The following is a 22,698-nucleotide window of genomic DNA, read 5'->3' as shown; positions in this document are numbered from 1 at the left end:
CGGACGTTACGCGGGTTCCCCGGGCGCCGGTGGCCTGCAGTGGATCGAGGTGGCCTCGCCGATCGCCTCGATCGCCCCGGCCGCATAGGGGATCACCGCGGTGTTTCCCTTGCTCAGCACCATTTCCTCACCGTTCTCCGGGATGAGCCGCAGCTCCCCCTCGAGTACGATCAGCACCGAGTACCCGGCGCGCAGCAGCACGCCGCGCGCGGTGGAGAGCCGGTGCGCGCGGAAATACCGTTCCTGTTCCCCATCGAGCAGCCAGCGGCACGGTGCGTCCGCCTCTGCGCGGTGCACGATCGCGCCGAGGCGGCGTTCCTCCCAGCCGGTCCGGTCGACGCAGAACATCGCGAGATCGAAGCCCATTCCGAGCGATCCGGTTTCGGCATCGGCCAGAAACCCTTTCCACTCAAGGGTTATGGACAGGTCGGTGGGCTGCTGCAGTTCGGCGATGAACACGCCCTCGCCGATCGCGTGCGGCAGACCGGCCGGGATGAACACGGTGTCCCCCGGCGCCACTTCGAGCCGGTTGAGCGCGCCGAGCATGGCCGCGCTGTCCTGGTTCTCCACCCAGGTTCGCAGCGTCTCCTCGTCGACGTCCTCGCGGAATCCCGCGTACACACAGGGATCCTCACCGTTGGTCTCGAGCACCACCCAGGCCTCGGTCTTGCCGAAGCTGCTGTCCAGGTGCCGCTGCGCGAACCCGTCCGAGGGGTGGCAGTGCACCGGGAGCCGCTGCCCCGCATCGAGCAGTTTCACCAGCAGCGCGGGATCCGAACCGAACCGCGCGGTGTGCGCGGGCCCCAGCCAGCTGTACGGGTCGAGCTTGATCGCCTCGCGCAGCAGGGTGCCGTCCGGCAGCCTGGAGAGCCCGGATTCCTCGTGCCCGAACCGGGTGGTCGTCGAGGCGACCCAGTCCTCCGGGCCGTATTCCGCGCTCGCGGGCATCCCGCGCAACCGGGCGATCGCCGCGCCCCCTCGATAGAACTGCTCGGGCTGATTGGCCGCGAGCACCGCCGGTGCCGGCCCGTTGACATTCATGGTGCCACCTCTCCTGATCCTCGTGGAACGAGTCGTGCGGGGAGGACGAGATCGCGATGCGGCGAGTCATCCCCCTGGATTCTCGCGAACAGCCGCCCGGCCGCCGCGTGCCCGAGCGCCTTGGCGTCGTGCGCGATCACGGTGACGGGCGGATCGAGCAGATCGGCGAGTTCGAAATCATCGAATCCGATCAGCGCGGGCCGCTCGGGCATTCCGGCGAGCACCCGCAGCAGGCCGATCGTGATCCGGTTGTTCCCGCCGATCAACGCGGTCACCGAACGGTCGAACATGGCGCGCAGCGCGGAGCCGATGCTGTGCTCATCGTGCGGGCCCATGGCGGCAAACTCCGCTCCGCGCTCGATCCCGGCCCGCGCGCATCCCCTGCGGAATCCGCGCAGCCGCTCGGCCGCGGTGAAGATCTCCGGGTCGTCACCGAGGAATCCGATGCGCCGGTGCCCGTGCCCGGCAAGATGCGCCACCGCCATCATGGTCCCGCCGACGTTGTCCATCAGCACGGTGTCCGCCGTGACATCGCCGCCCGGCCGGTCGATGAACACCACAGGTGTGCCCGCGCGGATCTCGGCGGCGAGGTATCCCTGCTCGCGCCCGGCGGGCACGATCAGCAGTCCGTCCACTCGCCGCGCGCAGAAATCCAGTGCGAGTTCGCGGGCCTGTACCGGATCCTCGTCCGAGGACGCGGAGAGCACCCGCCTGCCGAACTGGCGCGCCACCTCTTCCACACCGCGGGTGAGCCCCGAGTAGAAGGGGTTCGACACATCCTCGAGCAGCAGCCCCACCGTCGCGGTCGTGACGCCCTGGCGCAGATTGCGCGCGCCCATATTGCGCCGGAAACCGAGGCTCTCGATCGCCGCGAGCACCTGCCGCGCGGTCTGCTCGTGCACCCCCGGTTCGTCGTTGACCACCCGGGAGACCGTCTTGATGGACACGCCCGCCAACCGCGCGACATCGTTCATCGTCGCGCGCCGCGCCCGTTTCTCCCGTGTCCCTGACAACGTTGTCATCGTAGCCGATTCAACACGTGCGCCGAAGGTGCGTCAACATGTCCCGCGAATGTGAGCCCCCGGCGTGCTCCGGATGGCGCATTCCTTCCGGGGCTGCCGCTGTACATCGTGGAGAACGGTATGCCGACCGACGACGGGACGCCGCGCGCCGGTGGCTACACCCGCTCGGCGGCACCGCGCAAAGGCCGATGAGATGAACGTGGTCGGCAACAACTACCGGAGTATCACCGACAATCACGAATGGGGCAGCTACCGGCCCAGGTTCGGGCTGTACACGGTGGACGCCCGCGCCGATCCCCTGCTCGGCGGGAGACCGACCGATGCGGTGGACGCCATCGGGATGCGATCGCCCGCGGCGGGGTTCCCGGCGACTACCGCCTCGCGCGCGGACCGGCCTTCTGCTCGCTCAACGATCCCCGGTCGGCTGCCTGCACCCGGCCGACCCGAACGGTCCGCACACCCGGCTCGGCGCCGCCGGGGTCAGCGCAGCACGTGCCGGGGCCGGCTGGGTCCGGCCAGGAGCGAGGCCGCGATCGCGCCCGCTCGCCACAGCGCGCCCGGGCTGCCGTTCAGCCCGCTGTGCACCGTCGCGCCTTCGAGTAGCAGGAACAGGTGCTCGGCGAGTTCGGCCGGTTCGGCGATGTCCGGGTGATCCTCGATGCTCAGCCTGGCCAGCAGCTGCTGCACCTGGTTCTTGTGGTCCTCGATGACCGCCCTGCCCTCGTGCCCAGGCGGCAGCTCGGCTGCGGCGTTGAGAAAGGCGCATCCGCGCGAGAGGTCCACCCCGGGGTGTTCGAGGTAGGTGTCGAAGACCACGAGCACCCGCGGCGGCGCGGCCTCGGCCAGTTGCGCCTGCAAGTATTCCCACCAGTCCAGGTGCCGGTGCCGCAAATACGCCACCACGAGCGCATCTTTGGAGCCGAAGCAGTCATACAGGGTTTTCTTGGTCACGGCCGCGGTTTCCGCGATCGAGGCGACTCCGACGGCGTTGATCCCCTTGCGATAGAACAACTCGGCCGCCGCGGCGAGCACCCGGGAACCCGCATCCGTGAGCACCGCTCGTTCCGTCATGCCCCGACTATACCGACCGGTGGGTTGACCTCGCCGGTGACCCTCTGGCATCGTGAGTGATGTATACCAGTCGGTATAGCTCAGGTGAACCCGAGGATGGATCATGCGAACGATGACCGCTGCCGTGCTGACCAGGCACGGCGAGGAGGACGCGCTCGAGGTGCGCCGCGATCAGCCGGTGCCCTCGCCGGGCGAGGGCGAGGTGCTGGTACGGGTCCGGGCGGCCGCGATGAACAACACCGACCTCTGGACCCGCAAGGGCGCCTACGGCGTACCCGGCGATCCGGAGGCGCGCACCGGCTGGCGCGGCCCGATCGACTTCCCGCGAATCCAGGGCGGGGACATCGCCGGGATCGTCGAGCAGACCGGTCCGGGTGTACCGGCCGGACTGCGCGGCAAGCGGGCGCTCGTCGATCCGGCGCTCTATCGCGATGCGGGCGCACACGCACCGCCGGTCGGCTTGCTCGGCAGCGAGGCGGACGGCGGCTTCGCCGAATACGTCGTGACGCGGGCGGAGCGGGTGCACGATGTCACCGGCTCACCGCTGTCCGATGAGCAGCTGGCCAGTCTCCCGGTCGCCTATGGGACGGCGATGGGCATGCTCGAACGCGCGGAGATCGGCACCGGGGAAACCGTGCTGGTGACCGGCGCATCCGGCGGAGTGGGGCTCGCCCTTGTCCAGCTCGCGGCCGCGCGCGGTGCCGAGGTCGTCGCGGTGACCACGGCCGCCAAGCGGGAGGCCGTGCTCGCCGCGGGTGCGACCCGCGCCGTATCCCGTGAGGACAGTCCGCTCACCATCACCGACCGGCTCGACGCGGTGGCCGATGTCGTCGCCGGGCCGCTGGTCGAGCAGTTTCTTCCGCTGCTGCGCGATGACGGGCGCTGGGTGATCGCGGGCGCGGTGGCCGGTGCGGTGCTCCCGATCGATGTGCGCCGGCTCTACCTGCACAACCTGCGGATGATCGGTTCCGCGATGCACACCAGGGCGCACTTCGCGAAACTGGTGCAGGAGGCACGCGCGGGCTCGATCCGGCCGCTGATCGCGGAACGGTTCCCGCTCAGCGAGATCCACGCGGCACAGCGCCGGTTCCTCGAATACCGGCACATCGGCAAGATCCTGCTCGACCCGGCGGGCTGACCGGCCCGTCCGGCGACTGCACCGGCATACTTCCCGGCATGCCCGAGATATCCCCGAAGGCCGTGCTGATCGCCGGGACGCACAGCGGTGCGGGCAAGACGACCGTGACCGCGATCCTGCTGACGGCCCTGCGCGCACGGGGACTGCGGGTACGGGCCTTCAAGCTCGGACCGGATTTCATCGATCCGGGCTATCACGCCGAAATCACCGGTGAACCCTCGATCAATCTCGATCCGTGGCTGATGGGCGAGGACGGAGTGCGCCGCAGCTTCGGCCACTGGTCGCGGGACGCGGACATCTGCGTCATCGAATCCATGGGCGCCCTCTACGACGGGGCGGACGGCACCGAGCGGGGCAGCGCGGCACAGCTGGCGAAGCTGCTCGGTGTCCCCGTGGTCGTGGTGCTCGACGTGTGGGGCATGACCAGGACAGCGGGCGCGATCCTGGACGGACTGCGCACCTTCGACCCGGAGGTGCGCATCGCCGGATGTGTGCTCAACCGGACCGGAAGCCCGGCGCACGCGCGCATGGTGCTCGATTCCTTTCCGGAACGGCTGCGCGGACTGGTGCTCGGGAACGTGCCGCGCTCGGCCGAGCTGGACATTCCCGAACGGCACCTCGGCCTGCTCACCGTGCAGGAAAATCCCGGCGAACGCGCGCACCGCTGGAAGCGGGCGGGCGAACACATCGAGACCGGGCGCCTGCCCGCGATCGCCGGCGGTGCCCCGGTTCCCGCACCTGCCGCGGAACCCGTTCGCGAACCGCTGGCCCGCCTGGCGATCGCACGGGACCGGGCGTTCTGCTTCTACTATGCGGAAAACCTGCACGCATTGCGCGCGGCGGGGTTCGAACTCGTCCCCTTCGCCCCTACCGAACAGGAACACCTGCCCGAGGGCATCGACGGAGTGTATCTGGGCGGTGGTTATCCGGAGAGTTTCGCCGAGCAGCTCGCCCGTAATACCGCGCTCGCCACGGAATTGCGCGGCCGGGCGGCGAACGGCCTGCCGGTCTACGCCGAGTGCGGTGGCCTGCTCTATCTTGCCCGCTCGCTGACCGGGTTCGACGGGCGGAAACACCCGATGACCGGGGTGCTGCCGATCGATACCGTCATGGATCCGGAACATCTGGTGATCCGTTACACCGAATCGCGCACCACGGAAGCGAGTGTGCTCGGGCCACGCGGAACCGTGTTGCGCGGTCAGGAATTCCACCAATCCCGAGTGGCTGGAGGCGATCTCGAACCGGACTTTTTCACGGTCACCACGAGTACCGGTGACTCCTTTCTCGCAGGCTACCGGCGCGGAAATGTGGTGGCGAGCTATATCCACCAGCATTTCGGCGGGCGGCCGGATATCGCGGAAAGCCTGCTGCGGTCCGCGCTCGAGAACCGTCCGGAACAATCGACTTCGGCAGCATGTCAATAAGCAGCCGGTAATTGTCCTGATCACCAGTTGGTGACCATTCTCGACCGGTCACCGGGCAAGGACGCATTTCGGGCACAGCTGGCCGGGGATTGCGCCATTCAGGTCATTCCGGTGCGCGTCGCGACTGTGCTGCAATCGATATGACGCAAAGATTCCGTACCGAGGATGGTCACATGGGTCTGCTTCGTCGTATCGGTCTGCTCGCCACCGCCGCCGCGCTGACTGCGGGAACGGTGGCCACTCCGGCGCTCGCCGCGGGTGGATCGGACTGGCCACCGCAGACCGGCCGCGGTCCCTGTTCGGTGAGCAAGACGGACAATGCCGGTGTTCCGATGCGGGACGGAACCACGCTGCGCGCCGATGTGTACCGCCCGGAGACCACGAAGAAAGTGCCGGTGATCCTCTACCGTACGCAGTACGACAAGGTGCAGGCGCAGATGTCCCCGTACCGGTACCAGAGCCCGGATTGGTTCGCCTCACACTGCTATCTGGTCGTCACCGAGGACATCCGCGGGCAGTACGCCTCGAACGGCACCTTCTCCGAATTCACCCACGACCAGAAAGACGGCTACGACAGCGTGGAATGGGCCGCGCGGTTGCCCGGATCGAACGGCAAGGTCGGCATGTACGGCTCCTCGTACGTCGGCGCGACGCAGTGGCTGGCCGCCGAGACCGCACCGCCGCATCTGAAGACGATCATCCCGGCGAACACCGCTGCCGACTACTACGACAACTGGACCTATGAGGACGGTGCCTTCCGGCTGGCCTTCGTCGAGCCGTGGACCATGGGCGATCTCGCCCTTTCCGCGGCGCAGAACCGGGGCGATATGGCGCTCGCGGACCAGCTCAAGAAGGCGAGCGGGAACGCCCAGCGCTGGCTCGCCTACCGGCCCTATACCAAGCTTCCACCGCTGCGGCCCCAGGATCCCAAGGTCGCACCGTATTTCTTCGACTGGCTCCGGCACCGTACCGACGGCCCCTACTGGCAGAAATGGGCGCCACAGCGGTACTACCACAAGATCGGTATCCCGGTGCTCGACTTCGAGGGCTGGTACGACGCCTTCCTTCCCGGCGGTATCCAGAACTTCACCGGGATGACGCAGTCGGCCGGATCCGCGTACGCCCGCGCGAACCAGCACATCGTCATCGGGCCGTGGGACCACGTCGGCTGGGGCAGGCCGCAGAGCACCGAGGCGCCGCTGCTCAAACAGATCGGCCCGGTCGGCAATTCGCCGATCAACGAGATGATGCTGGACTGGTGGGATCACTACCTCAAGGGCAAGGACAACGGCATCGACGAACAGCCCAAGGTCCGCTACTTCGAAATGGGCGCCGACAAGTGGAAGACCGCCGCGCAGTGGCCGATCCCCGGCACCCGGTGGACCGACTACTACCTGGCCAGCACCGGAAACGCGGGCGGCTCGGGCGGAACGCTCGGATCGGCCCCGCCCGCACGGAACGCGGCCGACCACTACCGCTATGACCCGCGTGACCCGGTGCCGAGCGTCGGCGGCCACTCCTGCTGTTCGGCGACCACCGGACCGCAGGGACCCTACGATCAGTCCATTGTGGAGCGCCGCCCGGATGTGCTCGGCTACACCTCGAAACCGCTCACGAAGGACACCGAGGTCACCGGGCCGATGACGGTCACCCTCTACGCGAAGTCCTCGGCACCGAACACCGACTGGACGGCCAAGGTGAGCGATGTGCACCCGGACGGCAGCGCGGTGAACCTCAACAACGGGATCGTGCGGGCCAGTTTCCGCGAGTCACACACGAGTCCGACCCCGATCGTGCCCGGTAAGGTCTACCGGTACACGATCAAGGTCTGGCCGTCGAGCAACCTGTTCAAGGCCGGGCACCGGATCCGGCTGGATATCTCCTCCAGCGACTACCCGCAGTTCGACCCGAATCCGAACAACGGTTCCTGGGCCGGGGAAACGGATCGGACCACGATCGCGCGGCAGACGGTGCTGCACGATGCGGCGCACCCGTCCAAGCTCACCCTGCCCGTCATCCGCTGACCAGGCCGAGATCAGGCGTATCGCGCAGGTCGATCGCGGCACCCGCCTCGTGGAGTTCCAGCACGATCAGCTCGTTACGCCCCGAACGCCACAGCGGGGCGGGCGCGTACAGGGTCTGCTGCGGGCCCACGTTCCAGTACCGGCCGAGCAGAAACCCATTCAGCCACACCAGACCCTTCGTCCACCCCGGCAAGCCGATGAACCCGTCCGCGGGCGAACCCACCCTGGCGTGCGCGCGATGAAACACCGGCCCCGCGGCATCGGTGCCGCCGCGCCGGAACCGCAGTCCGGAGAGGTCGTCCAGCGGAAGCGGGCGCATCTCCCAGCCGAACAGTGTCTGCCCGGCGAGCTTGACCCGGTCGGTGATCCCCTTCGGATCGGCCAGCTTGTCGGTGAAGTTGACCCGTCCCCCGGTGTCCACGAGGATGTCCAGGGTGCTCGACGGCCCGGCGATCGCGGTTTCCATACCCTGATCCGGCTTGTTGCGGTCCAGCGTGCCGAGCGGTTTCCCGTCCAGCCAGAGCAGCGCGCGGTCGGCGAGCCCGGAGATCGTGATCGGGGATTTCTCCTGTGGCCCCCGGATTTTCGTGCGGTAGTGCACCAATCCGTTGGCCTGGCCCAGTTTCTCCATGGTCAGCGGACTCGGCCCGGTCTTCGGCGTGCTGAGCGCGCCGAGTGAGTCCAGCAGTCCGGCCGATTCCGCCGGGCGCACGGTCTGCGGGGCCATCCGCTTCGGCGTCGGCGGCAACGGTTCGTCGGGTACCGGGGCGTGCTTGCCGATCGCCGCGCGGAAAACGTGGAACTTCTCGGTCAGCTCCCCGGATTCGCCGACCGGGGCGTCGTAGTCGTAACTGGTCACGGTCGGCTGATAGGTGGTGCCGTCGTGGTTCGCGCCCGCGCCCCAGCCGAAGTTGGTCGAGCCCGCGGCCATGTACAGATTGATCGAGGCACCCTGGGCCAGGATCTTCTCGATATTCGCCGCATGCCCGGCCGGGTCGGTCCGGTGGTGTTTCTCGCCCCAGTGATCGAACCAGCCGTCCCAGAACTCGGTGCACCACAACGGTCCCTGCGGCTGGATCTTCCGCAGCTTGGCGAAGTTGCCGTCCGGATCCTCGGCACCGTCGAAGTTCACCGTGTTGAAGGTGCCCGGCAGGCTTCCCCCGCGCAGCATGTAGTCGGAAGAACCGTTGCAGCAGAACAGCAAGCTGTCGATGCCGCCGCGTTCGAGCATCGAGCGGATGTGGGCGAGATGGGTCTGGTCGTCACCGTAGCTGCCGTACTCGTTCTCCACTTGCACGGCGATGATCGGCCCGCCCCGCGTCGCCTGCAGCCCGGCGATCCTGGGCAGCAGGGCATCGAAGAATTCCCGGACATGGCGTTCGTAGACCGGATCCGCACAGCGCAGTTCGATCTCCGGTTCGGCGAGCAGCCACGGGGGCAGCCCGCCGAAGTCCCATTCGGCGCAGATGTATGGGCCGGGGCGCAGCACCACCTTCAGGCCGAGCCTGCCAGCGGTCTCGATGAACCGGGCGAGATCGGCCGGACCGCTGAAGTCGAACTTCCCCTTGCTGGGTTCGTGCATGTTCCACGCGACATAGGTCTCGACCGTGTTGAGCCCCATCAGCCGCAGCCGGTCGAGCCGGTCCTCCCACTGCTCGGGGCGGATCCGGAAGTAGTGGATCGCCCCGGAGATCACCTGGAACGGCTTGCCGTCCAGCAGGAACCGGTCCCCCTCGATGGTCAGCCCCGCGGAGGACCGCGCCGAGGCGAGCACCGTCCGGGGAGCGGCATCCGAGGCCACGCTCGCGGCGACGGTACTTTCCGTGCCCGCCACCGCTCCGACCGCGGCGGCCCAGCCGAGGAACCCGCGACGCCCGATCGCACCCATTGCTCGCTCCTTTGCGAAGTCACGCATAACCAATCAACTTCGCACAAGTTAGAACATGGCAGGCGTGCTGACAAGCCCCCGGCTGGACCGGAATCACCCGAGGTCAGGCGTATCGCGCAGGTCGATCGTGGCACCGGCCTGGTGCAGTTCGAGCACGATCAGTTCGTTACGCCCCGAACGCCACAGCGGGGCGGGCGCGTACAGGGTCTGCTGCGGCCCCACGTTCCAGTACCGGCCGAGCAGAAACCCATTCAGCCACACCAGACCCTTCGTCCAGCCCGGCAATCCGACGAACCCGTCCGCGGGCGACCCCACCCTGGCGTGCGCACGATGGAACGTAGGCCCCACCCCGCTCACGGCACCGCGGCGGAACCGCACCCTGGACAGATCGTCCAAGGCGAGTGGCCACGCCTGCCAGTCCATCAGGATCTGGTCCCCGAAGAGCACATCCCCGAAGATCCCCTTGGGATCGAGCAGTTTGTGCGTGAAGTTGAGCCGCCCGTTCGCATCCACGAGGATGTCCAGAGTGCTGGACGGGGACCCGACCGCGGTCTCCAGCGTCTGCCCCGGCTTGTTGCGATCCAGGACGCCGAGCGGTTTCCCGTCGCAGAACACCAGCGCACGGTCGCCGAACCCCTCGATCGCGATCGGGGTTTTTCGTTGCGGTCCCTGGATTTTCGTGCGGTAGTGCACGAGCCCGTTCGTCTGGCCGAGCCGTTCCATGGCCAGCGGGGTGGGCAGTTCGCGCCTCTCGGCGAGGGAATCGAGCTGGTCGAACAGGTTCGCCGATTCGGCGACGCGCACGGTCTGCGGCGCCATCCGTTTCGGCGTTGGCGGCAATGGTTCGTTCGGCACCGGGGCGTGCTTGGCGATCGCGGCGCGGAAGGCGTGGAATTTCGCCGTGATCTCACCGGATTCGCTGACCGGGGCCGCGTAGTCGTAGCTGGTGACCACTGCCCGGTATGCCTTCTCCGGATTGTCCGCATCGGCGCCGGCACCCCAGCCGAAGTTGGTCGAGCCCGCGGCCATGTACAGGTTGACCGAAGCTCCCTGGGCCAGGATCCGCTCGATATTGTCCGCGAACTTCTGCGGATCGCCCTGCTCGCGCGGTTGCCCCCAGGAGTCGAACCAGCCGTCCCAGAATTCGCTGCACCACAGCGGTCCGTGCGGCTGGATCTCGCGCAGCTTGGCGAACTTCGCCGCCACATCGGCGGTACCGTCGAAGTTCACCGTGTTGAAGGTGCCCGGCAGGTGGCCCCCGCGCAGCATGTAGTCCTCGCTGGCACTGTTGCAGCAGAACAGCAGGCAGTCGATCCCCGCGGCCTCGTACCGTTCCCGCAGATGTGCGAGGTATCCGGTGTCGTTGCCGTAGCTGCCGTACTCGTTCTCGATCTGCATCGCGAGCACCGGACCGCCCCTGCTGGACTGCAGCTCGGCCAACCGCGGCAGCAGCACCCCGAAGTATTCGTCGACATGACGCAGATAGCGCGGATCGGAGCAGCGCACGCGCGTTTCCGGCTCTGCGAGCAGCCACGAGGGCAACCCACCGAAATCCCATTCCGAGCCGATGTACGGGCCCGGCCGCAGCACCACGTTGAGCCCGAGCTCGCCCGCCGTGCGCACGAACCTGGCCACATCGGTGAACCCGGAGAACTCGAACCGCCCCTTCTCCGGTTCGTGCAGGTTCCAGGGCACATAGGTCTCGACGGTGTTCAACCCCATCAGCCGCATCCGGTTCAGCCGGTCCCGCCATTGCTCAGGGTGGATCCGGAAATAGTGGATCGCACCCGAGATCACCTGGAACGGCTTGCCGTCGAGCAAGAATCGGTCCCCGTCGACGGTCAGTCCGGAACCGCGCCGCGCCCCCGTGAGCACGGTACGCGGGGCGACCTCCCCGGCCGGGGCACCGCCCGCCGTTCCGGCGATCGCTCCCGTCGCCGCGGCCAAGCCGAGGAATCCCCGCCGCCCGATGGCACTCATGGCCAACTCCTTCACAAGTTCGCGCAAAATCGATCAACAGCGAACAAGTTAGGGTGCACAACGGTCCTTCGGCAAGTACCGGTTCGAGGGTCGCGTGCGCACGAGCGGTGAGCGGGCGCTCGCGCGAGCGTGACCGTATTCCCGCTTGTCCAGGCAGCAGTACCGGAGCGTCGGCAACTATTCGGGAACCGGTAACCCGGCAAGCGGTCCCGCTCCACCTGACGCTCAGCGGTCGGTGCCCGGAAACCACCGGCCCGCATCCCGGGCCGGTGCTGACGGGTCACCGTCAGCGGCAGCTACCGCAGCAGCCGCAACCCTTTCCGGTGCAGTTCGAACAGCAACCACAGCCAGGGGGCACCGGAGTCTGTTCGTTCATGACACGCCTCCTCAGGTCGCGTTATGCGCATACGACCATAAAGTGCGCCCTATGAGCCAGAAACCGCCATTCGTGTGCCGGTGTTCTCCGTGCGCGCGACATCATCCGGTCCGATGTGGAACTCCCCGGTGCGCACACCGTCACGAAATGCCGCCCATTCCCGGGCCGTGTAGCGCAATTCCACGCCGTTCCCGCGCAGCAACGCGCCCCCGTCCGCGGTGTGCTCGATCCCGATCGCCCCGTTGTCCGCGGTACCGCGCAGCACATCGGCGAGCAGCCGCTCCCAGTGCCGCTCGGACACGGTGATGACCGCCGAATCCGCGCCGAACTTGCTGTCCCGCACCGAGACCTGCCCTCTCGCCGCGAAGGTGACCTCGACGCAGGCGTTCGCGTTCGAGGAGAACGAGGACTTGAACCAGCCGGTGAGACGGGATGTTTCGGCGGAAACCTGGACAGTCATGCCGGTCATGATAACGCCCGGATTCGCTCCGCCACGAGCTCAAAGGATTCCCGCGTACTCAGGGTACGGGCGACGGCCTCGGCGTAGGTCAGGCTCAGATCCCGCACCTGGGCCTCGTCGTCGATGATCCCGACCGCGGTGACGGTCTCCTGCCAGGCCAGGGTCGGCAGCCGTGCGCTGGCGAAATCGAGCAGATGGAAGGTGGAGGCGCCGAACGCCCCGCAGCCGGTCGCGGTGAACGGGATGATCCGCAGTTCGAGCACATCCGGATGCGCCTCGATCATCCGTGCCAGATGGGTCAGCTGCTCGCGCAGTACCCGTTTTCCCCCGGTCTGCTGCATCAGCGCCGCCTCGCTCACCACCGCGGTCAGCGTGACCGGATCGGCGCCGGTGACCCGCAGCTGGCGCTGCCTGCGCGCGGCGACCCGCTGATCCACTTCGACCTGGCGGATCGTCGGGATCTCCGGGCTCATCAGGGCCCGCGCGTACTCCGGGGTCTGCAGCAGGCCGGGGATCAGCAGGCTCTCGTAGGTGCGGATACCGCAGGCCCCGTATTCCAGGCCGTACAGGCGCAGCACCTGTTCGCTGAACACCCCGGAGTAGTCCGCCCACCAACCGCGCCGCTTCGCGACCTCGCGCAGCGCGAACAGTTCCGCGCGCTCGGTCCGATCGAGCTCGAACAGGTCGGCCAGCGTGCCGAGTTTGTCCTCGGCGAGGATCTTGCGCTCGTTCTCCACCGCTGACCAGTAGTTTCTGCTGAACCCGAGCTTCGCGGTGAGGCTCGCGACGTCCACGCCCAGTTCCTCGCGGCGCCTGCGCAACCGCAGTGCGAGCTCCCATCCGGCGACGGTGGGCGAGGTGGGCGAACCCGGTGAGGTCGTGGTCATGACAGCCCCCTCCGCTCGTTTCCGGCGGAAAGCCTACCCGAATCTTGACAAGTTACCTCCATCGGTTACGGTAACTTACAGCATGCAGGCCCCTCAGGAGGTTCCGATGAGTTCCGGTTCGCCGCTGCGCTTCGCGGCGGGGGCACTGCTGGTCATCCTGCTGCTCGCGGCGGGAAGCCTGCTCGTGACAATGGCTTCCTGAACCGAGCACCCGAATTCCGAGCGTGACCAGAACCGTTCGTGCATACCGGGAATAGCAACCGTCACGGTTCCGCGGCAACGCGCGAGTTGGTAGACAGAAAACACCGAAATGTGAACGGGAACACAACGGAAACCGTCCCTTACATTCCGGTGAACAACCTACCAAATGCGCGGCCGGCGAGCAGCACGAGAGGCAACCATGACTCGGTCAACGGGGCCAGGCAGGACAGCGGACACCAGCAAAGAATCCTTGTTCAGCAAGGACAACAAGGGTACTCAGGTTCGAATATTCCTCATCACCTGGATCGCGTACGCCGCCTATTACTTCACCCGCCAGGCATTCTCGGCGGCTAAAGTCGGAATTCTCGCCGACCCTTCGGTCAACAAAACCCTCGACCAGCACATGCTCGGAAATCTGGACGCGCTCTATCTGTTCGGTTACGCGGCGGGGCAGTTCACCTGGGGGCATTTCGCCGACCGTTACGGGCCACGGGTCGTCGTACTCGGCGGGATGACACTCTCCGTGGTGGCCACGGCGTTCCTCGGCCTGACCACGGCGGTGTTCTTCTTCATCCCGCTCATGCTGGTGCAGGGCCTCGCCCAGGCGACCGGCTGGGCACCGCTGTGCAAGAACGTGAGTGCCTTCTTCCCCGCGCGGGTGCGTGGCCGGTTGCTCGGCGTGTGGAGCACCAACTACGCCTTCGGCGGGCTCGCCGCGGCACCGTTCGCCGGGTGGATCGCCTACAGCATCGCGCACAGCTGGCGGGCCGCGTTCTTCGCCGGTGCCGCGGTGCTCGTGCTCGCCACGGTGCTGGTTTTCCTGTTCCAGCGCGATTCCCCCGCCGATGCCGAACGGGAGCGCGCACCGAGACCGGAACGGGCCGGGATCGCCGCGATGTTCCGGGCCGCGTTCGCCGACCGGATGGTGCTCACCATCGGTTTCTGCTACTTCTTCGTCAAACCGGCGCGGTACGCGATCCTGTTGTGGGGGCCGGTTCTCGTCGCCGAGAGCGTGCCCGGGGTCAGCGCGGTCACCGCGGTCTTCGTGCCGGTCGCGTTCGGGATCGCCGGGGTGCTCGCGCCCATCCTGATCGGCTATGCCTCGGACAAACTGTTCGGCGCGCGCCGGGTTCCGCCGTGTGTGCTCGCGCTCGGCGGCCTCGTCGTGATCCTCACACTCACCAGCGGAATCACCGCCACCGGCTCGATCCCGCTCATCACCGGGGCACTGGCACTCATCGGGCTCACCGCCTACGGAGCGGACGCGATGCTCTCCTCGGTGGCGGCCGTGGACTTCGGCACCAGCGAGCACGCCGCGGGCGCCACCGGTTTCGTCAACGGCTGCGGTTCGGTCGGCGCGATCCTCGGTGGCCTGCTTCCCGGCTACCTGTCCACGAACGGACTCTTCTACGTCTTCGCCGCAGCGGCGCTGCTCGCCGCGCTGCTGCTCTGTCCCCAGTGGAACCGCCGGCCGGCGGCCGCGTGATCGAAAGGTGGAAAACCCATGCACAGCAACGATGTCGATGTGCTCATCGTCGGCGGCGGGGTCGCCGGGCTGGCCCACGCACTCGCCGCGGCCAAGGCGGGCGATCGGGTCGCCGTGCTCGAACGCGATCAGCGCGCGGTCGGCGCCTCGGTGCGCAATTTCGGCCTGATCTGGCCGATCGGTTTGGCCACGGGCACCGAGACCTTCTTCTACGAGCGGGCACTGCGCAGCACCGAACTGTGGCGGGAAGTCGTGCGGGACACCGGGATGTGGCACTCGGACCGGGGCAGCCTGCACCTGGCCCACCGGTCCGAGGAGCTCGCCGTGCTGGAGGAATTCCTCGACCGGACCCCGGCCGCGGTCGCGAACGGGGTCCGGCTGATCGGCGCACAGGAGACGTTGCGGCGAAGCGATTGGGTGCGCGGGGACGGTTTGCTCGGTGCCCTGGAGAGCCCGGCCGAGCTGAACATCGATCCACGGGTGGCGATCCCCGCGCTCACCGAGCTGCTGCGCGAACGCTACGCCGTGCGGATCGAATTCGGCGCACTGGTGACCGGGATCGACCATCCGGTCGTGCACACCAGTGCGGGAGACTGGCATGCCGAACGAATCTTCGTGTGCAGTGGCAACGAATTCCAGGCGCTCTATCCGGAGGTCTTCGCCGAGTCCGGGCTGCGGCACTGCAAGCTGCAGATGATGCGCACCCTCCCCCAGCCGGACGGTTTCGAGCTCGGTCCCGCGCTGTGTGCCGGGCTGACCCTGTTGCACTATCCGTGTTTCGCCGAGTGCCCGAGCCTGCCCGCGCTGCGTACCCTGCTCACCGAGCGGCATCCGTTCTGCCTGGCCGGCGGGATCCACGTGCTCGTCTCCCAGGCGAGCACCGGGCAGATCGCCATCGGGGACAGTCATCACTACGAGCTGACCCAGGATCCGTTCCAGTACGCCGAGATCGATGAGGCCATTCTGGAGTATTTCGACGGATTCGCCCGCCTCCCGCGCAGGCGGATCGCCGAGCACTGGCACGGGATCTACCCCTCACCCAGCGACGGCTCGAAGGTGCTGCTCGCGCAGCCGGAACCCGGGGTGACCGTGGTGAACGGGTTCGGCGGTGCGGGCATGACGCTCTCGCTCGGCGTCGCGGAGCACATCCTGGAGCACGGCACGTTGCGCGATCAAGGGTTCGCCAGGTTATAGCCGCTATTGGGATCGCGGATGTTGACCCTCCCGCGCCATCCGGACAAGGCTGGTAACCGAGTCGATCGGAGTCACAGGTGAGCAACACGCAAAGCCCGGAACACACCGGGAATTTCATCGAAGGCCGGTGGCGCGAGCCGGAAAGCGGACGGCTGCGCCCGAATCTCGATCCCGCCGATCCCGCCCGGGTCATCGGTGAGTTCGCCGAGTCCGGGGCGGCGGACGCGGAACTCGCCGTGGACGCCGCGCGCCGGGCGTTCCCCGCCTGGCGGGCGGTGGGTTCGGTGCGCCGTGGCGAGATCCTGTCCACGGCGGCCCGGCTGCTGACCGAGCGGGCCGAGACGATCAGCGCCGCGATCACCGCGGAGAACGGCAAGCGGCTGGACGAGGCGCGCGGCGAGGTGCGCAGGGCCGCGGCCATCCTCGAGTTCACCGCAGGGGAGGGGCGCAGGCTCGGCGGCCAGACCCTGCCGAGCGAGGAGCCGAACACCATGGCGTTCACCTGGCGGCGCCCGCTCGGGGTCGTCGGGCTGATCACGCCGTGGAATTTCCCGCTCGCGATTCCATTGTGGAAGCTGGCCCCCGCGCTGCTCGCCGGTTGTACGGCGGTGCTCAAGCCCTCCCCGCTGACCCCGCTGACCGCGGCGCTGCTGGTGGAAGTGTTCGCCGAGGCCGGGGTCCCCGAGGGCGCGGTGAACCTGGTGCAGGGCGACCGGCCGGTCGGCGAGGCACTGGTCGCCGATCCGCGCATCGCCGGGATCTCGTTCACCGGTTCGCTTCCGGTCGGCGTGGCCATCCAGCAGGCCTGCGCCTCCCGGCTGGTGCGTACCCAGCTCGAGCTCGGCGGGAAGAACGCCGTGCTGGTGCTCGCCGATGCCGATCTGGACGCGGCGACCAAGGCGATCGTGCACGGCGCGTTCGGCCAGTCCGGTCAACGGTGCAGCGCGACGAGCCGGGTGATCGTGGACCGCGCGGTACGCGAGGAACTACTCGAGCGCCTGCTGCCCGCGGTCGCGGGGATGCGGATCGGGCCGGGAACCGACCCGGAAAGCGATATCGGTCCGGTGATCGACGAATCCGCACAGCGGCGCCTGCTCGCCGCGGTCGAACGGGCCAGGAACGAAGGCGCCACGGTCGCGGCCGGTGGGAAACCGGTGGAACTGCCCGGTTATTACGTCACACCGACCGTACTCACCGACCTCGCCCCGGACGCCGAGATCGCCACCGAGGAGATCTTCGGACCAGTACTGTCCGTTGTGGACTGTTCGGGTTACGAGGAGGCCATGCGTATCTCGAACTCGGTGCGCTACGGCATGTCCGGCACCGTGTTCACCCGGGACTACGGCCTCGCCATGCGCGCGCTCGACGAGTTCGAGGCCGGCATGCTGCACGTGAACCGCCCCGGCGTCGGCGCGCAGGCGCACCACCCGCACATGGGCGCGAAACTCTCCCAGTACGGGGCACCGGAATGCGCGCAACAGGTCTGGGACTTCTACACCGAGTGGAGGTCGGCGTGCGTCAGCTTCTAGGCGGCAAGGTCCGTACCGCCGCCGCGGCGATCGCCGAATTCGCCTGGCACGGCGCGACGATCGGGATGGGCGGGCAGAACATCAACCGCTGCCCGATGGCCCTGACCCACGAGCTGATCCGGCAGGGAATCGGCGGGCTGACCGTGCTCGGCTGCAATCTCTCCCTTCCACTCGACCAGCTCGCCGCGGCGGGCCTGGTCACGCGCACCGAGCAGGGCAGCGGAAACCTGGAGCGCTACGGGGTGTTGTTCACCTGGCGCAGGGCGGTGGAGCGCGGCGAGATCACGGTGCGCGACTACAGCCATCTCGCGATGGCCAGCCGGTTCCTCGCCGCCACGCTCGGCCTGCCCTTCCTTCCGGTACGCAGCCTGCTCGGCACGGATCTCGGCCGCGATCTGCAGCGCAGCGGGGACGTCTCGGCGACCACGGATCCGTGGACCGGGCAACCGGTGCTGCTGGTGCGCGCCTGCGCCCCCGATCTCGCCCTGGTGCACGCCAGCCTCGCGGACGCGGACGGGAACGTGATCATCGAGGGGGTTTCCAGTCACGAGGTCGACATGGTGACGGCGTCGAAAGCCGCGATCGTGTCCGCGGAGAAGGTTCTGCCCTCCGGGGCCTTCGCCGAACATCCGGAGCAGGTGACCATCTCCGGGGCCCATGTGGACGCGGTCGTCGAGCAGCCCTTCGGTGCGTACCCGACCTCGGTGTACCGGCACTACGACTTCGACGAACCGGCCATCGAGCGGTACCAGTCGCTGGCCCGCTCCGGGATCGGGCTCGCCGCGTATCTGCGTGATTCGGTGACCACGCACCCGGATTTCACCGCCGAGCTGGCCGGTCTGCGAACACGGTGCGCCGAACTCGAGGCCTCGATGCTGGAGCTGACATGACGACGATCCAGGCCCCGGTCACCCCGCGCGAGCTGCTCGTGTTCGAGGGAGCCAGGCAGATCGGCGCGGACGAGCGGATCATCGCCGGAACCGGGCTCCCGCTGCTCGCCGCGCTGCTGGCCCAGCGCACCACCGCACCGGGGCTGAAGCTGATCATCGAGAGTGGAGTGGTCTTCCCTGAGGTGGTGCCCACCCCGATTTCGGTGGTGGATCCGCGGATCATGCACTCGCCGAGCAGGCTGGGCTCACTGCTCGAAGTGCTCGGCGGATTCGTCCAGCGCGGGCTGGTCACCACCGGATTCCTCGGTGGCGCCCAGATCGACGCGCGGGCGAACCTGAACTCGAGCTGGATACGCCGGGGCGCGGAGTGGGTGCGGTTGCCGGGCAGCGGTGGGGCCAACGACATCGGCTCGCACTGCGCGAAGGTCGTCGTGCTCACCACGCACGAGAAACGCCGATTCCCCCAGCACTGCGATTACGTGACCACACCGGGATTCCTCGATGGTCCGGGAGGACGCGAACGCGCCGGGCTCGGTCCGCTCTCGGTCCGGGTGATCACCGATCTGTGCGTGTTCTCCGGCGACGAGACGACCGGGGAACTCGAGCTCACCGCGCTCATGCCCGGCGTAGAAGTCGAGGATGTACTGGAGAATACCGGATTCCGTCCGAGGATCGCCGCGCATCCGCGTGCGGTGACCGAACCGGAGGAACCCGAACTCCGCCTGCTGCGCGAGGAACTCGACCCACGGGCCAAATACTTCCCCGAACGCAGGACCCCCTGAACGGCCCTTCCTGAACGGCACCGAGAAAAGGAGCACGGCATGTCTGAGAACCCCTTCGCCTGGCGAACCGGGATCGCGTGGAAGAACAAGGATCGCATCGTCATCCGCGGTTATGACGTGAACGAGCTGACCGGGAACCTGGACTTCGGCCAGATGCTGTTCCTGGTGCTGCGCGGGGAACTGCCGAACAAGGCGCAGGGCGAGATCACCAATGCGCTCATGGTGAACCTCGCCGAGCACGCCATGTCACCGTCCTCGGCGACGGTCCGGTTCGCCACATCCGGGGGCGCCGAACTCAACAGCGCCGTCGCCGCCGGTGTCTCCGCGATCGGGCGGCTGCACGGCACATCCGATCGCCCCGCGCAGTTGTTCCGGGAGGTGGCCGCGCGCGCCGAACGTGAGTCGATCGCCGAGGACGAGGCCGCACGCGCGACCGTGGCCGAGATGCGTTCGGCCGGGGAGCGCATGGCGGGATTCCACCACCCGCAGCACATCCAGGATCCGCGCACCGTCCGGCTGCTCGAACTCTCCGACAAACTCGGAATCTCCGGCCGGTACGTCCGGATCGCGCGCGCCATGCAGGACGCGACCGAGGCGGTCTTCGGGCGCACCGTGTTCCTCAACGGGCCCGGCGCGATGGGCTGCATCGGCCTGGACGCGGGCTACGAACCGCCCGAGCTGAAGGCGATGTTCATCGTGTGCCGTTCGCTTTCCCTTTCCGCGCACGCGATCGAGGAATCCAGCAGGGAGAAGGGCTGGCGGGCCTCCTCGAACGCGGACATGGTGCAGCCGCTCTCCCTGGAGATGCAGGGCCCGCACAATTACGACGGACCGGCCGATCGCGTTCTGCCGGATCCACGGTAGCGCTCTGCCAGGATGGGCTCATGGAGCTGAACACCCACCGGTTGTCCATCTTCCTCCGGGTTCTCGAACACGGCGGATTCTCCGCGGCCGCCGAGAAGCTGTACATGAGCCAGCCCTCGGTGTCCAACCAGGTGCGTGCGCTGGAGACGACGCTGCGTACTCAGCTGGTCGACCGTTCCGGGGCACGGATCCGCCCGACCGAGGAGGGCAGGGTGCTCGCCGACTACGCGCGCCGCATCCTGCTGCTGATGGACGAGGCGGTCACCGCGGTGGAGCGGGTGCGCGGACTGCACCAGGGCAGCCTTGCCATCGGTGGCACCACCACCATCGGCACCTATCTGCTGCCCGGTCTCGTCGCGCGGTTCCACGCCGTGGCCCCGGACATCGCCTGCGATATCCGGGTCGGGAACGAACACCAGGTCGTGAAATGGTTGCTGGACGGGGAGATCGGGCTCGGGGTGTTCGCCGGTGAGCCCGCGGCCGAGCAGCTGAGCACCCGGCGCATCGGGACCGACGAGATGGTGCTCATCGGCGCGCCTGGAGACACCCAATCGCTTGCCGAGCAACGCTTCCTGTTGCGCGAGCGCGGATCCTCCACGCGGGAGCGGCAGGAGGCCGCGATGCGCGCGCTGGGCATCGATCCGGGTTCGGCCTCCGAGCTGTGGGGTTCGGAAACACTGAAACGCGGGGTGCGCGCCGGGCTCGGGATCGCCGTCGTCTCCGCGCACACGGTGGCGGACGAACTGCGCGAGGGGACCCTGTGCACGATCCCGGCCGACCCGCCGCTTCCCGCGCGCCCGGTGACCATGGCCCGCCGCACCGACCGGCTGCTCTCCCCCGCCGAACGCGCCTTCACCGAACTGCTCGGTGACATCGGAACTGAATCGGGAGGACACGAATGAACGGTCGACGGCGTGCGGTCCGCATCGTCTGCCTGGACCGCACGGAGCGGGTGTTGTTGTTGTGCTGGGACCGCCCGGATCGGGGCCATTACTGGGAACCACCCGGCGGCGGCATCGAGGACGGCGAGACCCCGATCGCGGCCGCGCGGCGGGAACTGCGCGAGGAGACCGGGATCCCCGGGGACCATCTCACGGGGCGCTTTGTCGACGTAGAGCGGGATTTCCGGTGGTTCGGCGCCCCGAAGCGACGGGTCGAGCGGTTCTTCCTCGCCGAGGTACCGCACGCGCCCGTGCTGCGACCGGCCGCGCTGACCGAGGCCGAGACCGCCGCGCTGCGCGGGCACGGCTGGTTCACCGCGCAGGAGTGCGCGCGCCTTCCCGAGCGGGTGGAACCGGAGAACCTGGCCGCGATCCTCGACGAACTCAGCAGTCGGCGCGCACCCTCGGGGTGATCGCGGCGTCCCCGTGTTCGCCGTGCAGGAACCAGTCGGTCAGCTGCGTACCGAGCTCGGCGAGGCGATCCGCTGCGTAGTGGGTACCCTGCCAGATCGCGTAGTAGGTCACGAAAATCGGCTCACCGGCGTCCACCAGGCGGCGCATGGTCACCCCGTACTGCGGGGTGCCGAGGGTGAGTCCGACACCGTGCCCCGACCAGGCGAGGGCATGGGACATCGAGACCGAACTGGTCTCGGCGACCACCCGCGGGGCGTGCCCCAGTTTGGCGAGCGCCCGGTCGCAGGCCACGCGGATCGCGTTTCCCGGCTCCCGCATGATCACCTCGCACCCGGCGAGATCGGTGATGTCGATCGTCTCCGAACCGGCGAGCGGGTGATCGGGGCGCAGATAGGCGGTCACCCCGATCCGCCCGATCGGCGCGGCGACCAGATCCACCGGTGGGGCGAGCGCGCAGATGCCGAAATCCGCGTCCTGTCGCCGGATCCGGTCGTAGACCTCGTCGTCCGCACACGTGAACGCATCCTTGATCGGCCCGGAGGTCTCGGCGAGAAACGGGGCCACGATGAGCCGCACCGTGGATTCCGGGCAGATGACCCGGAATTCCATTTCCGTTCCCGTTGTATAGGAATGAATCAATCGCTGCCCGAGTTGCGCGCGCTCCACGAGATCCCGGGCGATGGGCTGAATGAGTTTTCCGGCCGCACTGATCCGCAGGCCCTCACTGCTCCGCTCGAACAAACGTGTACCGAATTCACGTTCGAGCGAGGCGATCGCCCTGGACAGTGCGGGCTGGGTCATGTGCAGCCGACGCGCGGCGCCATTGATCGAGCTCGATTCACAGACGGCAAGAAAATACCGCAGAGACCGTAGCTCCAAATTTCTACCTCCATGTATGCATGGTGCGCATAGCGGCGCGACCTAAACGGCGTTACACGATATAGCGGTGCACAATGCTGCATGATTGCGCATCGACCGATCGACGTAACACCGGGTCCCCGAAAAATCTCGGACAACGGTACCGGAGGCTGATGTCCGAGCAATACGAAAAAGGGCCGGGCGGTGCGGTGCACCACCCGGCCCGGG

19 protein-coding genes are annotated in these 22,698 nt (G+C 67.9%); 11 read left to right on the top strand and 8 right to left on the bottom strand.

All coding sequences use genetic code 11. From position 1 onward, the window contains the following. Positions 1-6 precede the first annotated feature (6 nt). The 3 genes from A37U_RS0108780 to A37U_RS0108770 form a co-directional block, all read right to left on the bottom strand. Positions 7-1,041, bottom strand: coding sequence for a class I mannose-6-phosphate isomerase (locus A37U_RS0108780; RefSeq protein WP_020496255.1), 1,035 nt, complete (start codon positions 1,039-1,041; stop codon positions 7-9). After that, positions 1,038-2,015, bottom strand: a complete 978-nt coding sequence (locus A37U_RS0108775) for a LacI family DNA-binding transcriptional regulator (protein WP_026197005.1) — start codon at positions 2,013-2,015, stop codon at positions 1,038-1,040. Before A37U_RS0108775 ends, A37U_RS0108780 begins: the two co-directional genes overlap by 4 nt. Positions 2,016-2,543: 528 nt before the next feature. After that, positions 2,544-3,134, bottom strand: a complete 591-nt coding sequence (locus tag A37U_RS0108770) for a TetR/AcrR family transcriptional regulator (RefSeq protein ID WP_026197004.1) — start codon at positions 3,132-3,134, stop codon at positions 2,544-2,546. A gap of 103 nt (positions 3,135-3,237) precedes the next feature. On the opposite strand from A37U_RS0108770, the gene A37U_RS0108765 reads away from it, so the two are divergent. From A37U_RS0108765 to A37U_RS42880, 3 genes are all read left to right on the top strand, one after another. Beyond that, a complete protein-coding gene (locus A37U_RS0108765; protein WP_040586856.1) occupies positions 3,238-4,272 on the top strand; it encodes a zinc-binding dehydrogenase in 1,035 nt (344 codons plus the stop codon). 38 nt (positions 4,273-4,310) lie between these two features. Beyond that, positions 4,311-5,696: a cobyrinic acid a,c-diamide synthase CobB gene (locus A37U_RS0108760; RefSeq protein WP_040586853.1), complete on the top strand. Its 1,386-nt coding sequence runs from the start codon at positions 4,311-4,313 to the stop codon at positions 5,694-5,696. Between the two features lie 173 nt (positions 5,697-5,869). Further along, positions 5,870-7,720 (top strand): CocE/NonD family hydrolase, encoded by a 1,851-nt coding sequence (locus tag A37U_RS42880; protein WP_020496250.1) that lies wholly within the window; start codon positions 5,870-5,872, stop codon positions 7,718-7,720. Here A37U_RS42880 and A37U_RS0108750 read toward each other — a convergent pair. From A37U_RS0108750 to A37U_RS0108735, 4 genes are all read right to left on the bottom strand, one after another. Then, complete coding sequence (locus tag A37U_RS0108750) at positions 7,710-9,608, bottom strand: glycoside hydrolase family 35 protein (protein WP_020496249.1); 1,899 nt, start codon at positions 9,606-9,608, stop codon at positions 7,710-7,712. The genes A37U_RS42880 and A37U_RS0108750 overlap by 11 nt on opposite strands. Positions 9,609-9,701: 93 nt before the next feature. Then, positions 9,702-11,588 carry a glycoside hydrolase family 35 protein gene (locus tag A37U_RS0108745; protein WP_020496248.1) on the bottom strand — a complete coding sequence of 629 codons (1,887 nt, stop codon included), beginning with the start codon at positions 11,586-11,588 and terminating at the stop codon, positions 9,702-9,704. Positions 11,589-12,013: 425 nt separating this feature from the next. Then, complete coding sequence (locus tag A37U_RS42875; RefSeq protein ID WP_063712771.1) at positions 12,014-12,424, bottom strand: DUF397 domain-containing protein; 411 nt, start codon at positions 12,422-12,424, stop codon at positions 12,014-12,016. Positions 12,425-12,429: 5 nt separating this feature from the next. Next, positions 12,430-13,311 (bottom strand): DUF5753 domain-containing protein, encoded by an 882-nt coding sequence (locus tag A37U_RS0108735; RefSeq protein ID WP_020496246.1) that lies wholly within the window; start codon positions 13,309-13,311, stop codon positions 12,430-12,432. Between the two features lie 400 nt (positions 13,312-13,711). Between A37U_RS0108735 and A37U_RS0108725 the strand changes: the two genes are divergently transcribed. The 8 genes from A37U_RS0108725 to A37U_RS0108690 all read left to right on the top strand — a co-directional run bounded on the left by A37U_RS0108725 (position 13,712) and on the right by A37U_RS0108690 (position 21,611). Beyond that, positions 13,712-14,998 (top strand): MFS transporter, encoded by a 1,287-nt coding sequence (locus A37U_RS0108725; protein WP_083933309.1) that lies wholly within the window; start codon positions 13,712-13,714, stop codon positions 14,996-14,998. 18 nt (positions 14,999-15,016) lie between these two features. Then, a complete protein-coding gene (locus A37U_RS0108720) occupies positions 15,017-16,192 on the top strand; it encodes a TIGR03364 family FAD-dependent oxidoreductase (RefSeq protein WP_020496243.1) in 1,176 nt (391 codons plus the stop codon). Between the two features lie 77 nt (positions 16,193-16,269). After that, complete coding sequence (locus A37U_RS0108715; RefSeq protein ID WP_020496242.1) at positions 16,270-17,721, top strand: aldehyde dehydrogenase family protein; 1,452 nt, start codon at positions 16,270-16,272, stop codon at positions 17,719-17,721. Continuing rightward, on the top strand, positions 17,706-18,611 hold the full coding sequence (locus tag A37U_RS0108710; protein ID WP_205622886.1) for a CoA transferase subunit A: 906 nt from the start codon (positions 17,706-17,708) through the stop codon (positions 18,609-18,611). The genes A37U_RS0108715 and A37U_RS0108710 overlap by 16 nt, the downstream gene beginning before the upstream one ends. After that, positions 18,608-19,393 carry a CoA-transferase subunit beta gene (locus A37U_RS0108705; RefSeq protein WP_020496240.1) on the top strand — a complete coding sequence of 262 codons (786 nt, stop codon included), beginning with the start codon at positions 18,608-18,610 and terminating at the stop codon, positions 19,391-19,393. Before A37U_RS0108710 ends, A37U_RS0108705 begins: the two co-directional genes overlap by 4 nt. A 39-nt stretch (positions 19,394-19,432) precedes the next feature. Next, on the top strand, positions 19,433-20,257 hold the full coding sequence (locus A37U_RS0108700; RefSeq protein WP_020496239.1) for a citrate/2-methylcitrate synthase: 825 nt from the start codon (positions 19,433-19,435) through the stop codon (positions 20,255-20,257). A gap of 20 nt (positions 20,258-20,277) precedes the next feature. After that, entirely contained in the window at positions 20,278-21,159 is an 882-nt protein-coding gene (locus A37U_RS0108695) for a LysR family transcriptional regulator (RefSeq protein ID WP_020496238.1), read from the top strand. Next, the gene (locus tag A37U_RS0108690) at positions 21,156-21,611 is read left to right on the top strand and encodes an NUDIX domain-containing protein (RefSeq protein WP_020496237.1); all 456 of its coding nucleotides are present in this window, start codon (positions 21,156-21,158) and stop codon (positions 21,609-21,611) included. Before A37U_RS0108695 ends, A37U_RS0108690 begins: the two co-directional genes overlap by 4 nt. Here the strand turns inward: A37U_RS0108690 and A37U_RS0108685 are convergent. Next, the gene (locus A37U_RS0108685; protein WP_083933307.1) at positions 21,583-22,491 is read right to left on the bottom strand and encodes a LysR family transcriptional regulator; all 909 of its coding nucleotides are present in this window, start codon (positions 22,489-22,491) and stop codon (positions 21,583-21,585) included. The genes A37U_RS0108690 and A37U_RS0108685 overlap by 29 nt on opposite strands. Between the last annotated feature and the right edge of the window lie 207 nt (positions 22,492-22,698).

Source organism: Sciscionella marina DSM 45152 (assembly GCF_000379465.1).
GTDB lineage: Bacteria > Actinomycetota > Actinomycetes > Mycobacteriales > Pseudonocardiaceae > Sciscionella > Sciscionella marina.
This window is presented reverse-complemented; position numbering and strand designations above follow the sequence as displayed.